This is a genomic window from Rhizobium changzhiense, from assembly GCF_013087625.1.
Lineage (GTDB): Bacteria > Pseudomonadota > Alphaproteobacteria > Rhizobiales > Rhizobiaceae > Rhizobium > Rhizobium sophorae.
This window is the reverse complement of record NZ_JABFCQ010000001.1, coordinates 194926-209797: the sequence shown is the minus strand read 5'-3', so window position 1 is coordinate 209797 and position 14872 is coordinate 194926. Positions and strand designations below refer to the sequence as shown.

17 protein-coding genes are annotated in these 14872 nt (G+C 61.3%); 12 read left to right on the top strand and 5 right to left on the bottom strand.

Features of this window, described 5'->3' with window-relative positions:
- Window positions 1-3 precede the first annotated feature (3 nt).
- Window positions 4-1341: a bifunctional diaminohydroxyphosphoribosylaminopyrimidine deaminase/5-amino-6-(5-phosphoribosylamino)uracil reductase RibD gene (ribD, locus tag G9X68_RS01060; RefSeq protein WP_171600927.1), complete on the top strand. Its 1338-nt coding sequence runs from the start codon at window positions 4-6 to the stop codon at window positions 1339-1341.
- Window positions 1341-1952 (top strand): riboflavin synthase, encoded by a 612-nt coding sequence (locus G9X68_RS01055; protein WP_171600926.1) that lies wholly within the window; start codon window positions 1341-1343, stop codon window positions 1950-1952. The genes ribD and G9X68_RS01055 overlap by 1 nt, the downstream gene beginning before the upstream one ends.
- Window positions 1953-1983: 31 nt before the next feature.
- Here G9X68_RS01055 and G9X68_RS01050 read toward each other — a convergent pair whose 3' ends face one another.
- From G9X68_RS01050 to G9X68_RS01040, 3 genes are all read right to left on the bottom strand, one after another.
- Window positions 1984-2499 carry a GNAT family N-acetyltransferase gene (locus tag G9X68_RS01050; RefSeq protein ID WP_171600925.1) on the bottom strand — a complete coding sequence of 172 codons (516 nt, stop codon included), beginning with the start codon at window positions 2497-2499 and terminating at the stop codon, window positions 1984-1986.
- A gap of 26 nt (window positions 2500-2525) precedes the next feature.
- Window positions 2526-3029 carry a cupin domain-containing protein gene (locus G9X68_RS01045; RefSeq protein ID WP_171600924.1) on the bottom strand — a complete coding sequence of 168 codons (504 nt, stop codon included), beginning with the start codon at window positions 3027-3029 and terminating at the stop codon, window positions 2526-2528.
- A 206-nt stretch (window positions 3030-3235) separates the two neighbouring features.
- Window positions 3236-3595 (bottom strand): hypothetical protein, encoded by a 360-nt coding sequence (locus tag G9X68_RS01040; RefSeq protein WP_171600923.1) that lies wholly within the window; start codon window positions 3593-3595, stop codon window positions 3236-3238.
- Between the two features lie 347 nt (window positions 3596-3942).
- Between G9X68_RS01040 and ribH the strand changes: the two genes are divergently transcribed.
- The 3 genes from ribH to G9X68_RS01025 all read left to right on the top strand — a co-directional run bounded on the left by ribH (window position 3943) and on the right by G9X68_RS01025 (window position 7221).
- Window positions 3943-4398 carry a 6,7-dimethyl-8-ribityllumazine synthase gene (gene ribH, locus G9X68_RS01035; protein WP_003558337.1) on the top strand — a complete coding sequence of 152 codons (456 nt, stop codon included), beginning with the start codon at window positions 3943-3945 and terminating at the stop codon, window positions 4396-4398.
- A 3-nt stretch (window positions 4399-4401) separates the two neighbouring features.
- Window positions 4402-4884, top strand: a complete 483-nt coding sequence (nusB, locus tag G9X68_RS01030) for a transcription antitermination factor NusB (RefSeq protein WP_018241520.1) — start codon at window positions 4402-4404, stop codon at window positions 4882-4884.
- Window positions 4885-5082: 198 nt separating this feature from the next.
- Entirely contained in the window at window positions 5083-7221 is a 2139-nt protein-coding gene (locus tag G9X68_RS01025; protein ID WP_171600922.1) for a sodium-translocating pyrophosphatase, read from the top strand.
- 100 nt (window positions 7222-7321) lie between these two features.
- Here G9X68_RS01025 and G9X68_RS01020 read toward each other — a convergent pair whose 3' ends face one another.
- The gene (locus G9X68_RS01020) at window positions 7322-7855 is read right to left on the bottom strand and encodes an outer membrane protein assembly factor BamE (RefSeq protein WP_171600921.1); all 534 of its coding nucleotides are present in this window, start codon (window positions 7853-7855) and stop codon (window positions 7322-7324) included.
- A 137-nt stretch (window positions 7856-7992) separates the two neighbouring features.
- On the opposite strand from G9X68_RS01020, the gene G9X68_RS01015 reads away from it, so the two are divergent.
- The 6 genes from G9X68_RS01015 to G9X68_RS00990 all read left to right on the top strand — a co-directional run bounded on the left by G9X68_RS01015 (window position 7993) and on the right by G9X68_RS00990 (window position 12487).
- On the top strand, window positions 7993-8649 hold the full coding sequence (locus G9X68_RS01015; protein WP_171600920.1) for a ubiquinol-cytochrome C chaperone family protein: 657 nt from the start codon (window positions 7993-7995) through the stop codon (window positions 8647-8649).
- A gap of 11 nt (window positions 8650-8660) precedes the next feature.
- Window positions 8661-9215 (top strand): YceD family protein, encoded by a 555-nt coding sequence (locus tag G9X68_RS01010; protein ID WP_171600919.1) that lies wholly within the window; start codon window positions 8661-8663, stop codon window positions 9213-9215.
- Window positions 9216-9313: 98 nt separating this feature from the next.
- The gene (gene plsX / locus G9X68_RS01005; RefSeq protein WP_130743515.1) at window positions 9314-10360 is read left to right on the top strand and encodes a phosphate acyltransferase PlsX; all 1047 of its coding nucleotides are present in this window, start codon (window positions 9314-9316) and stop codon (window positions 10358-10360) included.
- A gap of 20 nt (window positions 10361-10380) precedes the next feature.
- Window positions 10381-11352: a beta-ketoacyl-ACP synthase III gene (locus G9X68_RS01000; RefSeq protein ID WP_011651317.1), complete on the top strand. Its 972-nt coding sequence runs from the start codon at window positions 10381-10383 to the stop codon at window positions 11350-11352.
- A 105-nt stretch (window positions 11353-11457) separates the two neighbouring features.
- A complete protein-coding gene (locus G9X68_RS00995; protein ID WP_047616420.1) occupies window positions 11458-11796 on the top strand; it encodes an integration host factor subunit alpha in 339 nt (112 codons plus the stop codon).
- A 151-nt stretch (window positions 11797-11947) separates the two neighbouring features.
- A complete protein-coding gene (locus G9X68_RS00990; protein WP_003558354.1) occupies window positions 11948-12487 on the top strand; it encodes a MerR family transcriptional regulator in 540 nt (179 codons plus the stop codon).
- Window positions 12488-12494: 7 nt separating this feature from the next.
- Here the strand turns inward: G9X68_RS00990 and G9X68_RS00985 are convergent, their stop codons facing one another.
- A complete protein-coding gene (locus G9X68_RS00985) occupies window positions 12495-12842 on the bottom strand; it encodes a response regulator (protein WP_171600918.1) in 348 nt (115 codons plus the stop codon).
- Between the two features lie 377 nt (window positions 12843-13219).
- Here G9X68_RS00985 and G9X68_RS00980 point away from each other — a divergent pair, with 377 nt between their 5' ends.
- Window positions 13220-14866: an ATP-binding protein gene (locus tag G9X68_RS00980; RefSeq protein ID WP_171600917.1), complete on the top strand. Its 1647-nt coding sequence runs from the start codon at window positions 13220-13222 to the stop codon at window positions 14864-14866.
- Window positions 14867-14872 lie beyond the last annotated feature (6 nt).

Below are 14872 nucleotides of genomic sequence, written 5' to 3'. Positions count from 1 at the left end.
GCCATGAGCATCACGCCGCATGAGGAACGTTTCATGGCGGCGGCGATCCGCCTTTCGCGCTGGCATATCGGACGCACCGCCACCAACCCTTCCGTCGGCTGCCTGATCGTCAGGGAGGGTATCATCGTCGGCCGTGCCGTGACGGCGCTCGGTGGCCGCCCGCATGCCGAGACGCAGGCGCTCGCTGAAGCCGGCGCGCTCGCCCGCGGCGCCACTGCCTATGTGACGCTCGAACCCTGCTCGCATCACGGCAGGACGCCGCCTTGCGCCGAGGCGCTGATCGCCTATGGCGTCGCCCGCGTCGTCATCAGCGTCACCGACCCCGATCCGCGTGTCTCCGGCCGCGGCATCGCCATGCTGCGCGAAGCCGGCATAGAGGTGGATGCCGGCGTGCTGGAGGCGGAGGGCCGGCGCTCACTTGCCGCCTATCTCACCCGCCAGACGAAGAACCGGCCTTATGTGACTCTCAAGCTTGCCGTTTCCGCCGACGGCATGATCGGCCGTCAAGGTGAGGGGCAGGTGTCCATCACCGGCCCGCTCGCCCGCGCCCAGGTGCAGGCGCTGCGCGCCGAAACCGATGCGATCCTCGTCGGCATCGGTACCGCGATTGCGGATGATCCGCTGCTGACGGTACGGACATCTGGTCTCGAAGCCCAGTCGCCGATCCGCATCGTGCTCGATCCCGCCCTGGCATTGCCGCTGACCAGCAAGCTGGTCGAGACGGCGCGGGAAGTGCCGGTGATCGTGGTGGCGAGTGAGGAAACATCGTTGTTGGAGGCGGAGGGGTTACCCCCCTCTGCCCTGCCGGGCTACCGGGGTCGAGCCACGGGTCTCGACCCGTCCTTCGAACCCCCCACAAGGGGGGAGATCGGCAAGAGGGGCGATCCGAATTCCCCAGTTTCCGATGGTGATGGTTTCGCCTTGAGGCAAGACGTAGGGCAAGGGGCTAACCCCGATCCGATCTCCCCCCCTGTGGGGGAGATGCCCGGCAGGGCAGAGGGGGGTGCCTCACCCGCTGACATGGACTCCCGCCGCGCAGCCCTCGAAGCCGCCGGCGTCGAGGTCGTCCACTGCAATCCCTATCATCCGGAAGTCCTGCTGCCGGCACTCGCGACGCGCGGTATTTCCTCGCTCCTGGTCGAGGGCGGTGCAAAGACGGCGCGGCTTTTCCTCGAGGCTGGCCTCGTCGACCGCATCCAGCTTTATCAGGCGCCCGTTGTCATCGGCGAGCGCGGTATTGAATCCCCGCTTGATGCAACCGACATACCATCGGGTTTTGCCCATACGGGCACGCGGATGTTCGGCGAAGATCGCCTGGACGAATACGAAAGAGGGCTTTGATGTTCACCGGAATAGTCACCGATATCGGCACGATCGAATCCGTTTCGCCGCTGAAGGAGGGCATCAAGCTCCGCGTTGCGACGAGTTACGACCCGGCGACCATCGATATGGGCGCATCCATCTCTCACTCCGGCATCTGCCTCACCGTCACCGGCCTGCCGCAGGAAGGCAGCAACGGCCGCTGGTTCGAGGTCGAGGCCTGGGAAGAGGCGCTGCGGCTGACGACGATTGGTGCCTGGCAGGAAGGCAGCCGCATCAATCTCGAACGGTCGCTGAAGATCGGTGATGAACTCGGCGGCCACATCGTTTCCGGTCATGTCGACGGCAAGGCGGAAATCCTCTCTGTGACGGCAGAGGGCGACGCCACGCGCTACCGCCTGCGTGCGCCCGAACATCTGGCGAAATTCGTAGCCCCCAAGGGTTCGATCGCGCTCGACGGCACCTCGCTGACGGTCAATGCGGTCGACGGCACGGATTTCGATGTGCTGCTCATCCGCCACACGCTCGAGGTCACCACCTGGGGCGATCGCACGGCCGGCGATTTCGTCAATTTCGAAGTCGACACCATGGCGCGTTACGCCGCCCGGTTGGCCGAATTCCCGAGCGCATAAGTGACAGCCGTCCTGTTGGACGCGCGGCGCCTTACCTCGAAAACTGAATGATCTCGCCGTTGTACTGCGTGCGCGCCGTCTCGCGAAAGCCGAGCTTGGCTGCGACCCGCAGCGAGGCCTGGTTCTCGGGGCTGATGATGCAGCTCATCGGTTTTCCGGGGAAATGCGTTTCCGCCCAACCGATCAGGACGGTCAGCGCCTCGGTGGCATAACCGCGGCCGTGCGCCGAAGGCATCAACGCCCAGCCGGCCTCCATCGTCCCCTCGATCGAGGGTTCCATCTCGCGGCGGGCTTCCAGGAAGCCCGCTTCGCCGATGAACCGGCTGCTCTCCTTTTCGACAATCGCCAGAAAGCCGAAGCCCATATGGTGCCACATGCCGGCAATGCGCAGCATGCGGCTCCAGCTCTGCTCGCGCGTCGATGGTAGGCCGGTGATGAAGCGCACGACGTCCTCGTCCGCCCACAGCGCTGCATGCGCGTCGAAATCGTCAAGGCGGTGAGGGCGAAGCGTCAGCCGCGCCGTTTCGAGGGTCGGAATGTCGGTCACGATGGGTCCCTATGGAAATCGCACTCTCAGGCGCCGGGCTCGCCGTCCCAATAGTCGAGATCACCTTGCGGCCGTCCGACGTGGCGGAAGCGCCCGATTTTTGTATCGTCTCTATTCGTCTTGGCAAGGAACTTTCCGGAATCGGGATATTCGACGATCTCAGTCTTCGCCATCGTCGAGATGCCGAGATAGACGAGTGTGGCCGTGCCGGTGTTGATGATCTGGTGCGCCGTTTCCGGTCCGCCGGCTGGCGCACCGAGCACGTCGCCTGCCTTGATCGCATGGCGCGCGTCGCCGAAGCGGTATTCGCCGGTACCGGCGATTACATAGAACAGCTCGTCTTCGACGTGGTGGTTGTGGAAGGGGCAGCCGGATTTGCCGGGCGGTACCTCGTTGTAGCTGACGCCGAGGCCGGTCAGGCCAAGTAGCGCGCCGAAAGAGGTGTCGGTACTTTCGAAGAGTTCGCCCTGTGTCCAGTGCTCGAGCTTGAGATCGGCGGTATTGATCACCGCCTTCTGTTCCGTTGCCATGACGTCCTCCTGTTTCCAGGAGAGAAGCCGTCATCCCGGGAAAATTCAATGCTTATCTCTGATATCCCCAACATGGGCGGAGAGGAGACCGCCGCCCATGCTTTGAGCGCCGTGCGTCGAATAGTACGCGATAAGGACGCTCGATCACTTCAACCCACGCATATCCCCGAAGATCATTCCGAATTTCGGGGGTATGCGCTGGAGCGTCAGCGGACGTAGAAGGTCAAGCTTCCGTCAGCTGCCTGCTCGGCGTTGACGATGTTGCGGACGTCGACGCCTTTGTTGTTAAGCCGGTGGGCAAGCGACCGGTTGGCGTCGATCGAGGCCTGGATGCCGTGAACGGCCTGGCCGGAACGTTCCGGTGCCGAGCGCGGACCGGTCGTCTCGTCGTCGCGATTGCGCCAGTTGTAGACCTGCTCGACATTAAAATCATTGCCGTGGAAGGTCCGGAGTGTCTGCTCGATACCCTGAGCAGTGTTCATCCCAAGGCTTCCGGCCTGGCTGACGCCGGCAAAGGCGATGGAGGAGAGGGCGGCAGCGACGGTGATAGCGAGAACGCGGTGCATGATTTGTATCCTTTCATCTGCTTAGACGGTCGGCTGTCATTGCAGGGGATCGTCTGCGTCACGACATGGAATTGGCGTTCTCCCATTCGCGTTTCAATAGGTTAAGCCACTGAAAATCCGTTAAGAATTGTTCATGAAAACGGCCTTCGAATTGCCGCTTTCATGGCGACCGGGAAAGTTGACTTCAGAGGCTTGCTCAGCTGTGCATGCAGGCCGCCCCTATCCCCTTGCAGATATTTCCTCTTTCGCTATGCGGCATCGGGCGAAATTGCTTGCCATTCGGACGAAGGCATGTTTTGACCGCGGGCTGCCGAGTGGGTAAATGTCCCGCCAACCGAAGGTGAACCATGCCGAGAGAGACCGCTCCCCATATTTTGATCGTTGAGGCCCGCTTCTACGACGACATGGCCGACGCCCTGCTCGAAGGCGCGACCTTCGCATTGACAGAGGCCGGCGCCACCTTCGAGGTCGTCACCGTTCCCGGCGCACTGGAAATTCCGGCGGCGATTGCCATGTCGCTCGATGGAGACGACAATGGCGGAACGCATTATGACGGCTATGTCGCCCTCGGCATGGTCATTCGCGGCGAGACTTATCACTTCGATATCGTGTCGAACGAATCCTCGCGCGCCTTGATGGATCTCGCGGTCAGCGAGTCCCTTGCCATCGGCAATGGCATCCTGACCGTCGAAAACGACGAACAGGCATGGGCGCGCGCGCGCCGCTCGGACAAGGACAAGGGCGGATTTGCCGCTCGTGCAGCTCTGACCATGATCGAGCTGAAGCAGAAACTGGGTGCATAACGAATGAACGACGACAAGACGGAACGGCCGGTCAAGACTGCAAACCAGCGGGGCGCTGCCCGCCTTGCTGCCGTTCAGGCACTGTATCAGATGGATGTCGGCGGCACGGGCGTTCTGGAAATCGTCGCCGAATACGAGGCGCACCGTCTTGGCCAGGAACTCGACGGCGCGACCTATCTGAAGGCCGATGCCGCCTGGTTCCGTTCCATCGTTTCGGGCGTCGTGCGCGATCAGGTCCGTCTCGATCCGTTGATTGCCGCAGCCCTGCAGGACGATTGGGCCTTGTCGCGCCTCGACAGCACCGTGCGCGCCATCCTGCGCGCCGGCGTTTTCGAGATCACCGACCGCAAGGACGTTCCGGTGGCGGTCATCGTCACCGAATATGTCGAGATTGCCCAGGCCTTCTTCGATGACGACGAGCCGAAGCTCGTCAACGCCGTGCTCGACCGCATCGCAAAGCAGGTCCGCGGCGAGGCGAAGAAGTAGGTCATTCGCCGCCAAACAGCCTCCCGTATCTTTCTTCGCACCGCAATAGTTTTCCCCCATTTGCGGTCTTGACGCCACGTGATCGACCACGCAATCTCCGCACCGCTTAGCTGTGGCGTTTCTGTGGAGAGGAAGGCGATTCGGCGGCGTTTTTGCCGGAGAAGGAGTGAGTTCCGGCCTATGGGAGGAAAGAGCGAAATGACGATTCTTTTATGCGTAATCGCATGCGGTCTGCTCTCGGTGGTTTATGCCGCCTGGGCAACCCGGTCGGTGCTTGCCGCCGATCAGGGCAACAGCCGCATGCAGGAGATCGCGGGCTATATTCGCGAAGGTGCGCAAGCCTATCTGACGCGCCAGTACAGAACTATTGCCATTGTCGGCGTTGTTGTTTTCATTTTAGCCTGGCTGCTCCTTTCCGGCGAGGCCGCGATCGGCTTCCTGATTGGCGCCGTACTATCAGGTGCTGCCGGTTTCATCGGCATGCACGTCTCCGTCCGCGCCAATGTGCGCACCGCCCAGGCGGCTTCCGTGAGCCTTTCCGCCGGCCTCGACATCGCCTTCAAGTCGGGTGCGATCACCGGCATGCTGGTGGCTGGCTTGGCGCTGCTCGGCGTCTCCATCTACTATACAGTCTTGACCATCGGGCTCGGCCATGAGAGCGGCTCGCGCGAAGTCATCGATGCGCTGGTGGCACTCGGCTTCGGCGCGTCGCTGATCTCGATCTTCGCCCGTCTCGGCGGCGGTATCTTCACCAAGGGCGCCGATGTCGGCGGCGATCTCGTCGGCAAGGTGGAAGCCGGCATTCCCGAAGACGATCCGCGCAACCCGGCAACGATCGCCGATAACGTCGGCGACAATGTCGGCGACTGCGCCGGCATGGCGGCCGACCTTTTCGAGACCTATGCGGTCTCGGTCGTCGCCACCATGGTTCTCGCCGCGATCTTCTTTGCCGGCGTGCCGATCCTCCAGTCTGCGATGGTCTATCCGCTGGCGATCTGCGGCGCCTGCATCATCACCTCGATCATCGGCACCTTCTTCGTCAAGCTCGGCTCGAACGGCTCGATCATGGGCGCGCTCTACAAGGGCCTCATCGTCACCGGCCTGCTGTCGATCGTCGGTCTTGGCGCTGCCACCTCGCTCACCATCGGCTGGGGATCGATCGGCTCCGTCGGAGGCGCCGACATATCAGGCGCGAACCTCTTCTTCTGCGGCATCATCGGCCTCGTCGTCACCGCGCTGATCGTCGTGATCACTGAATATTATACCGGCACGGGCAAACGCCCGGTCGTCTCGATCGCCCAAGCCTCGGTCACCGGTCACGGCACCAACGTCATCCAGGGCCTGGCCGTCTCGCTGGAATCGACGGCACTGCCGGCGATCGTCATCGTTGGCGGCATTCTCGCCACCTACCAGCTCGGCGGCCTGTTCGGCACCGGCATTGCGGTTACGGCCATGCTCGGCATCGCCGGAATGATCGTCGCGCTCGACGCGTTCGGGCCTGTGACGGACAATGCCGGCGGTATCGCCGAAATGTCGCATCTGCCGCCGGAGGTGCGTAAATCCACCGATGCGCTCGATGCCGTCGGCAATACGACCAAGGCCGTCACCAAGGGCTACGCCATCGGTTCTGCCGGTCTCGGCGCCCTGGTGCTCTTCGCGGCCTACTCCTACGACCTCAAATATTTTGCGGCGAATGGCGACAAGTTCCCTTATTTTGCCGGCATCGGCGAAATTTCCTTCGATCTTTCCAACCCTTACGTGGTGGCCGGATTGATCTTCGGAGGTCTCATTCCCTACCTCTTCGGCGGCATCGCGATGACCGCCGTCGGCCGTGCAGCCGGCGCGATCGTCGAAGAAGTGCGTCGTCAGTTCAAGGAAAAGCCCGGCATCATGCAGGGCACGGAAAAGCCGGATTACGGCAGGGCGGTCGACCTACTGACCAAGGCCGCCATCCGCGAGATGATCGTGCCGTCGCTGCTGCCGGTGCTGGCGCCGATCGTCGTCTATTTCGGCGTGCTTCTCATCTCCGGTTCCAAGGCCTCCGCCTTTGCCGCCCTCGGCGCATCGCTGCTCGGTGTCATCATCAACGGCCTCTTCGTCGCCATCTCGATGACATCGGGCGGTGGAGCCTGGGACAATGCCAAGAAGAGCTTCGAAGACGGTTTTGTCGACAAGGACGGCGTGCGTCACATGAAGGGTTCGGACGCGCACAAGGCCTCCGTCACCGGCGATACCGTCGGCGATCCCTACAAGGATACCGCCGGCCCGGCCGTCAACCCGGCGATCAAGATCACCAACATCGTGGCACTTCTGCTGCTCGCCGTTCTCGCCGGATAAAAAACGCCGCCGGCTTGGCTGGTGCATTTCACGCCCAAGCAGCGCCATTAAAAAACCCGCCGGAGCGATCCGGCGGGTTTTTCGTGTGAGGCGTGTCCGATCAGCGCAGGCTGCTCGGGTTCTGCGGCGTGCCGCCGGCGCCGCCGCCGAACAGGCTGCGGGCAGCACTCGCGGCGCTGCCGCCGGAAAGCATTTGTTGCAGGAAGGTGAGTTCCTTGCCACCGGTCGGCGTGACGCGTCCGATCGTGTCGAACACCTTGCCGTCCTGCAGCGTATAGTTGGCGCGGCGGCTGACGACGCCGTCCTTGTCGAAATAGATCGCCAGAACGCTCTGATCGACGACCTTCAGTTTCTGGAAGGCGACCGCACGCGTGCGCCGCTGCGAGATGTAATAGAAGACTTCGCCGTCGAAGGTCGCCGTCGTCGACGGAGTGCCGAGCGAAAGCAGCACCTGCTCGCGGCTGGAGCCTTCCGGAACGAGGTTCAACGACTGCTGGTCGGCGACGTAGCCGCCGTTGAGCACGGTGCTGGTCTGGCAACCGGAGAGAGCGGTAGTGGAGGCAATTATGAGGGCAATGGCCGCACTGCTGAAGAATTTCATGTCAGACTTGAAATACCGTTTCTTCAACGACATCTACTCCCTGTGAGTGTCGATAGCAGCCATTTGGGGCCTTGCACGCTTTCCTCCTGCAAAACCATTGTGGCCATTCCGGGTCGAATATCCCGAATTCGCTTCGCTGACGCATCGAAGGAGTCGTCCCGAAACAGGCCATGATCGGCATTGCAATTCGCGCCTGCTTCGGTAAACCAGCTTTCGAAATCATGCAACAAGGCCAGACGCCAGCCGGCATGAAGAATGAGGCATTTCCGGAAAAAACAATGATCTTCGGGCTCTTCCGTAAGAAAAACAACAATCAGGCGATCGTCGACAGGCAATATGCGGCGTTGGCGGCGGCCGCGCGCATGCCGGAACTCTACGAGCGGCTCAATGTGCCGGATACGGTCATGGGCCGTTTCGAGATGCTGTCGATCGCCATGATTCTGTTTTTTCGCCGCACCCGTGCTTCCGCCACCAGCGGCCAGGAAATCGCCCAGGAGATCGTCGACGCCTTCTTCCAGGATATCGACTATTCGATCCGCGAACTCGGCATCGGCGACAACAGCGTGCCGAAGCGCATGAAAAAGCTTGCCGGCATGTTTTACGGCCGGCTCGAAGCCTATTCGAAGGCGATGGACACAGGCGATGCCGAGGCCCTCGCTCTTGCCCTTCAGCGCAATATCTACCCCGAAACCGCGGCGCCGGCCGATATGTCCGGTCTCGCCGGATGGATGATGGCTGCAGAATCGCATCTGTCCGCCGTTGCCGAAGAGGTAATCGCCACCGGTTCGGCGACGCTCCCGCCGGTCGCCTGCCCACCGGTCATCTGAAGGAGGAAACGATGCAGAGTGATCGGGACGATGTTCCCTTCTCCTATCAAGTCAAGGTCGGCCACATCTCGGCCAACCCCGTCGAGGTCCATGTCGAGGCCGACGCCAGCGAATTGAAGGCGCTTGCCAAGACCTGGAACGTCGTCTCCGTCGACGATCTCAGCGCCGATCTGCAGATTGCCCGCTGGAAGCGCGACGGCGTGCGCATCAAGGGCCGCGTACGGGCGAAGATCGTCCAATCCTGCGTCGTGACGCTGGAACCGGTCGAATCCGCCATCGACGAGAGCTTCGAGCAGATCTTCGTGCCGGAGGGCTCCAAGCTTGCCCGCCAGGCCGGCAACGACGCCGGCGAGATGCTGCTCGATCCCGACGGTCCTGATCTGCCCGAAAACTTTGTCGGCGATACGATCGACGCCGGCGAGGTGGTTGCCGAATTCGCCGCTCTGGCGATCGATCCCTATCCGCGCAAGCAGGGTATCGAATTCGCCGGCCACGTCGAAGACAGCGGCGAGGACGATAAAAAGCCCTCCGCTTTCGCAGCCCTCAAGGACTGGAAAAAGGACTGAAGCCCCTCTGGCATTTGACACAATTCAGTTGTAAGCGACGCCAAAACCGGTATTTTGGCCGAAATTTCGCCCTCGGCGAAAAGAAGGATCAGGGACGCGTGATCAGAATATCTCTCGACCTCATGGGTGGCGACTTTGGTCCCCAGGTTGTCATCCCCGGCGCCGCCAAGGCGTTGGATCGGCATCCGGATATTTCCTTCGTTCTCTATGGTCTCAAGGAACAGTGCGATCCGGTTCTCGCCAAGTTTCCGAAGCTCAAGGAAAAATCGATCTTTCACGACTGCGAGCTTGCCGTCGCCATGGATGAGAAGCCTAGCCAGGCGCTGCGCCGTGGCCGCTACATCTCCACCATGTGGCGCTCGATCGAGGCAGTGAAGACAGGTGACGCCGATGTCGCGGTCTCGGCCGGCAATACCGGCGCGCTGATGGCGATGGCGAAGTTCTGTCTGCGCACCATGGCCAATATCGAGCGTCCGGCGATCGCCGCGATCTGGCCGACGCTGAAAGGTGAGAGCATCGTGCTCGATGTCGGGGCGACGATCGGCGCCGATGCGCAACAGCTGATGGATTTTGCCCTGATGGGCGGCGCCATGGCGCGCGCGCTGTTCGAAGTCGAACGCCCGACGGTCGGCCTTCTCAACGTCGGCGTCGAGGAGATGAAGGGCCAGGAGGAGGTCAAGGAGGCCGGCCGGCTGTTGCGCGAGGCGAACATCGATTCGCTCGAATACTCCGGCTTCGTCGAGGGCAACGACCTTGGCAAGGGCACGGTCGACGTCGTCGTCACTGAAGGATTTTCCGGCAATATCGCGCTCAAGACCGCCGAAGGCACCGCCAAGCAGATCGGCGAATATCTGCGTGCCGCCATGTCGCGCACGCTGCTCGCCCGCATCGGCTACCTCTTCGCCAAAAGCGCCTTCGACATGCTTCGCGAGAAGCTCGATCCGAGCAAGGTCAATGGCGGCGTGTTTCTCGGCCTGAACGGCATCGTCATCAAGAGCCATGGCGGGGCGAATGCCGAAGGCATCGCAGCCGCCATCGAAGTCGGCTATGACATGGCCAAGAACGGCCTCAATCAGAAAATAGAAAACGATCTTAAGAAATATCATGCCAAGCGGCTGCCCCCGATGGGCCCGGAAGCGGCATGAGCGATGGGGTTCAATCAAAGATGATCCGTTCAGTGGTTCGCGGGTTCGGAGCCGCACTTCCGAAGCGCGTGATGACCAATCGTGATATGGAGGCCATCGTCGACACTTCAGACGAATGGATCGTCCAGCGCACCGGCATCCGCCAGCGTTACGTCGCCGGCGATGACGAGACGACGGCGTCGCTCGGCGAAGCCGCCGCGCGCGCAGCCCTTGCCAATGGCGGCCTGACGCCTGCCGATATCGATCTTGTCATCTGTGCCACCTCGACGCCGGACAACACGTTTCCGGCCACGTCGGTCAACATCCAGAACCGGCTCGGTATGAGCCATGGCTTCGCCTTCGACGTCCAGGCTGTCTGCACCGGTTTCGTCTATGCGGTCACGACGGCGGATGCCTATATCCGCGGCGGGCTTGCCAAGCGCGTTCTCGTTATCGGCGCCGAAACTTTTTCGCGCATTCTCGACTGGAACGACCGCACCACCTGCGTGCTTTTCGGCGACGGCGCCGGCGCGATCATACTCGAAGCGACCGAAGGCGAGGGCACCGTTGCCGATCGCGGCGTGCTGACCGCACATCTGCGTTCCGACGGCTCGCATAAGGAAAAGCTCTATGTCGATGGCGGACCGTCGACGACGGGCACTGTCGGCAAGCTGCGCATGGAAGGCCGCGAGGTCTTCAAATATGCCGTCGGCATGATCACCGACGTCATCCAGGCGGCTTTCGATTCGACCGGCACCACCGCCGACGATCTCGACTGGCTGGTGCCGCACCAGGCCAATCGCCGCATCATCGACGGTTCGGCGAAGAAGCTGAACATCGATGCCGCGAAGGTGGTCATCACCGTCGACCTGCACGGCAATACGTCGGCCGCCTCCATCCCGCTCGCACTTGCGACCGCTGCCGGCGACGGCCGCATCAAGAAGGGCGACCTGGTGATGCTCGAAGCGATGGGCGGCGGCTTTACCTGGGGTGCGGTTCTGCTGCGCTGGTAGGCACGAATCCTAAAAAACTGGCGGCGAACAAGAGCTTGACCGTAAGGCGCAAGACAAATACTCTTCGTGCGATTTCACAAAATATTTTGTATGGGCGGGGAAACCATGACCGGAAAAACAGTGACGCGAGCAGACCTGGCGGAATCCGTTTTCCGAAAGGTTGGGCTTTCCCGGACCGAATCTGCCGAACTGGTCGAAACCGTCATCGACGAGATCTGCAACGCCATCGTGCGTGGTGAAACCGTCAAGCTTTCCTCCTTTGCCACCTTCCAGGTGCGCGACAAGAACGAACGAATCGGCCGCAACCCGAAGACCGGCGAGGAGGTTCCGATTTCCCCCCGCCGGGTCATGACCTTCAAGGCGTCGAACGTGCTGAAGACGCGCATCCTCAAGGCGCATGTCGCTCGCAAGATCAAGCTGAAGCCGCAGAATCCGGCTCCCTGATCATCGGCTTCCCGTTTCGGAACGGTGTTTTTTCTCTCTCGCACTCCCCCATCCTTGTGCGCAACGTCGAGACATGACTTGAATTGTCGGCGCCAAACCGTTGAAATATGATGAGTCGCCGTAGGATCGAGCCGCGAGGTCGCGTAGCAGCATGACGTTGGACAAGAGCCCCGATGCCTTTCGCACCATCAGCGAAGTCGCAGACGATCTTGATCTGCCGCAGCATGTGCTGCGCTTCTGGGAGACGCGTTTTCCCCAGATAAAGCCGATGAAGCGCGGCGGCGGCCGTCGCTACTATCGACCGGAGGACGTGGACCTCCTCAAAGGCATTCGGCATTTGCTCTATGATCACGGTTATACGATCAAGGGTGTGCAGAAGCTCCTGAAGACCAACGGCAACAAGTTCGTCATATCGGTCGGTCATGGCGACCTCGCCAGCGTCGAGGCGCTTGCGTCGGGCGTGCAGGACACGGGTGCCGGGGAACCGCGCGTCGGCATGGCTGACGAAGACCAGATTGTCGGCCGCGCCAAGCCGCCGATCACCCGCCGGTTCTTCAATTTCGTCGCTGGCGACGACGAGCAGGAAGTCTCGATCGGCAAGTCGAGCGTCGGCAAGGAAGACAGGGCGCTGCTGCAGGAGGCGCTCTACGACCTCCTGGAATGCAAGCGTCTGCTCGATCAGGTGCGCTGAAGAGGAATCAGGCTTCGGTAAGTTGCTTCATCGCCTGTTCGAGTTCGCTGAGCTGGAAGGGTTTTTGCAGCACGGGCAGCGTGCTTGGGCTGCTGCCGTCAGGTGCGGTACCGTATCCCGTCGCATAGAGATAGGGTTTGCCGCGTTCGTCGAGCAGCTTTGCGACCGGCAGCGAACTCTGCCCGGCAAGCGAGACATCGAGAATGGCCGCGTCAAACTCCGTATCCCTGGCGGCTGCCAGCGCCCGCTCCAGGTCGGGCGCGCTGGCGCAGACCCGGTAGCCCAGATCGGCGAGCATGTCCTCGAGCAGCATGGCAATCAGTGCGTCGTCTTCGACGATGAATATGTCTTTCATGATCCGGTTCACCCATTGCCCCCTTGCTAAAGCATGTCGCGCAAAAGTGTGCCGCGGTTTTGCGATAACGACATGCGTAAAAACAAAGACCTAAAGCGCAAGGAGCGAATCTGAAAGATTGCGACACGCTTTAGGCATGGAGGTTTATGTGGACTGCTTGCACCGCTCGTCAAGACGTTGTGGCCGGCAGTACGAGAAACAGCATATTGCCGGTTGAAATTCGATGTGCAAAAGCTGGAATGCCGTCTCCGCATCGGCTCCTGCGTAGTTCCTTAAATCGGAGCGATTTAAGGATAAAATTATGCAGCAATTCAAAGCGCTACAGCGTCATTTGCCCGTCTGGAAAGACATGGCGGCGCTGGAAGAAGGGGTGTCGAATGGATTTGCTGAGTGCCACGGATTGGCTGCGTCACAGGCCGGGTTATACCTATCCGCTTGCCGTTGCTTTCGTTGGCCTGACGTTTCTTCTGAGGCTTGCCGCCAGCGATACTCTCTCCGGCTTTCCCTTCCTGAGCTTCCTTCCGGCGATATTGCTCGCGAGTTTCATAGGCGGCGCCGGGCCGGGCTTTGTCGCGGCCTTGTTTGCCGGTTTCATTGTCCAGCAGTTTTTCGTCGAGCCGCACAATGTTTTCTGGCCGGCCACCGCCGGCCAATGGGTCGGCCTTGCCAGCTACCTCATCAATGCCGTGATCATCGTCGGCCTGATGGAGATGATCCTCATCGCCCATGGCAGGCAGAGCCGCCTTCGCAGCGAGCTCAACAGCTTCAACACGCGCCTCGAACAGACAGTGGTCCAGCGCACTGCCGAGCTCAGGCACGAGATGGAAGAGAATGCCGCCGCTCAGGCGCAGGTCCGCCAGTTACAGAAGATGGAGACGATCGGCCAGCTGACCGGCGGCGTCGCCCATGATTTCAACAATATGCTGGCAATCATCATCGGCAACCTCGATCTCGCCCAGCGGCGCCTGACCGGCAGCGAGGATCCTCGCCTGCTATACTCCATCCAGAATGCCAAAGACGGTGCGCAGAGAGCGGCGGTGCTGACTGCGCGTCTTCTCGCTTTCTCGCGCCAGCAACCGCTCGCGCCGGAGGTGATCGACCTTAACAAGCTGGTCGGCGGTATGTCTGAGCTATTGCGGCGCACGCTCGGCGAGCAGATCCGGATCGAGACCGTGCTTGCCGGCGGTCTCTGGCCGAGCTTTGCCGATTTGAGCCAGCTCGAGAATGCCATCCTGAACCTTGCCGTCAATGCCCGCGATGCCATGCCGGGCGGCGGAAATCTGACGATCGAGACCGCCAATACCGAACTCGACGAGCGATATTCGCGCATGCATTCGGAGGTCGAAGCAGGTCAATATGTAATGATCAGCATGACTGACACCGGCACCGGCATGTCGCCGGAGGTGATCGAGCGTGCCTTCGACCCTTTCTATACGACCAAGGGACCCGGCAAAGGCACCGGTCTCGGCCTCAGCCAGGTCTACGGCTACATCAAGCAGAGCGGCGGTCACATCAAGATCTATTCAGAGATCGACAGGGGCACGACGTTGAAGATCTATCTTCCCCGTCATGTCGGCACGGCGGACGCCCGGTCGGGCACGGCCGGCGCCAAGCCTATCCCTCAGGGCAGCGTCAATGACACGATCCTGGTGGTGGAGGATGATGAGCACGTCCGCACCATGACCGCCGAAAGCTTGCATGAACTCGGTTACACCGTGTTGCAGGCGGCAAGCGGTATAGAGGCGCTCCTTCTGCTCGAAGAAAATCCGGCAGTCGACCTGATCTTCACCGATATCGTCATGCCGCAGATGAGCGGCCGCCAACTTGCCGATGTCGTCCAGGAAAAATGGCCGACGATCCGGATCCTCTACACGACGGGTTATACCCGCAATGCCATCGTCCACAATGGTGTGCTCGATCACGGTGTTTCCCTGCTCGCCAAGCCCTTCAGCCTGGAGCAGCTCGCCCACAAGATCCGTGAGCTTCTGAATGTGCCGATGAGGATGGAAGATGAGCGGACGTGAAGCCGG

What these genes read in the sequence shown, in the direction of transcription:
- G9X68_RS00985 (WP_171600918.1), bottom strand. Translation starts at nt 12,842, where the DNA reads ATGAAAGACATATTCATCGTCGAAGACGACGCACTGATTGCCATGCTG.
- G9X68_RS01040 (WP_171600923.1), bottom strand. Translation starts at nt 3,595, where the DNA reads ATGCACCGCGTTCTCGCTATCACCGTCGCTGCCGCCCTCTCCTCCATC.
- G9X68_RS01015 (WP_171600920.1), top strand. Translation starts at nt 7,993, where the DNA reads ATGATCGGCATTGCAATTCGCGCCTGCTTCGGTAAACCAGCTTTCGAA.
- ribD (WP_171600927.1), top strand. Translation starts at nt 4, where the DNA reads ATGAGCATCACGCCGCATGAGGAACGTTTCATGGCGGCGGCGATCCGC.
- G9X68_RS00990 (WP_003558354.1), top strand. Translation starts at nt 11,948, where the DNA reads ATGACGTTGGACAAGAGCCCCGATGCCTTTCGCACCATCAGCGAAGTC.
- G9X68_RS01020 (WP_171600921.1), bottom strand. Translation starts at nt 7,855, where the DNA reads ATGTCGTTGAAGAAACGGTATTTCAAGTCTGACATGAAATTCTTCAGC.
- G9X68_RS01025 (WP_171600922.1), top strand. Translation starts at nt 5,083, where the DNA reads ATGACGATTCTTTTATGCGTAATCGCATGCGGTCTGCTCTCGGTGGTT.
- G9X68_RS01000 (WP_011651317.1), top strand. Translation starts at nt 10,381, where the DNA reads ATGATCCGTTCAGTGGTTCGCGGGTTCGGAGCCGCACTTCCGAAGCGC.
- G9X68_RS01045 (WP_171600924.1), bottom strand. Translation starts at nt 3,029, where the DNA reads ATGGCAACGGAACAGAAGGCGGTGATCAATACCGCCGATCTCAAGCTC.
- G9X68_RS00980 (WP_171600917.1), top strand. Translation starts at nt 13,220, where the DNA reads ATGGATTTGCTGAGTGCCACGGATTGGCTGCGTCACAGGCCGGGTTAT.
- ribH (WP_003558337.1), top strand. Translation starts at nt 3,943, where the DNA reads ATGCCGAGAGAGACCGCTCCCCATATTTTGATCGTTGAGGCCCGCTTC.
- G9X68_RS00995 (WP_047616420.1), top strand. Translation starts at nt 11,458, where the DNA reads ATGACCGGAAAAACAGTGACGCGAGCAGACCTGGCGGAATCCGTTTTC.
- G9X68_RS01010 (WP_171600919.1), top strand. Translation starts at nt 8,661, where the DNA reads ATGCAGAGTGATCGGGACGATGTTCCCTTCTCCTATCAAGTCAAGGTC.
- nusB (WP_018241520.1), top strand. Translation starts at nt 4,402, where the DNA reads ATGAACGACGACAAGACGGAACGGCCGGTCAAGACTGCAAACCAGCGG.
- G9X68_RS01055 (WP_171600926.1), top strand. Translation starts at nt 1,341, where the DNA reads ATGTTCACCGGAATAGTCACCGATATCGGCACGATCGAATCCGTTTCG.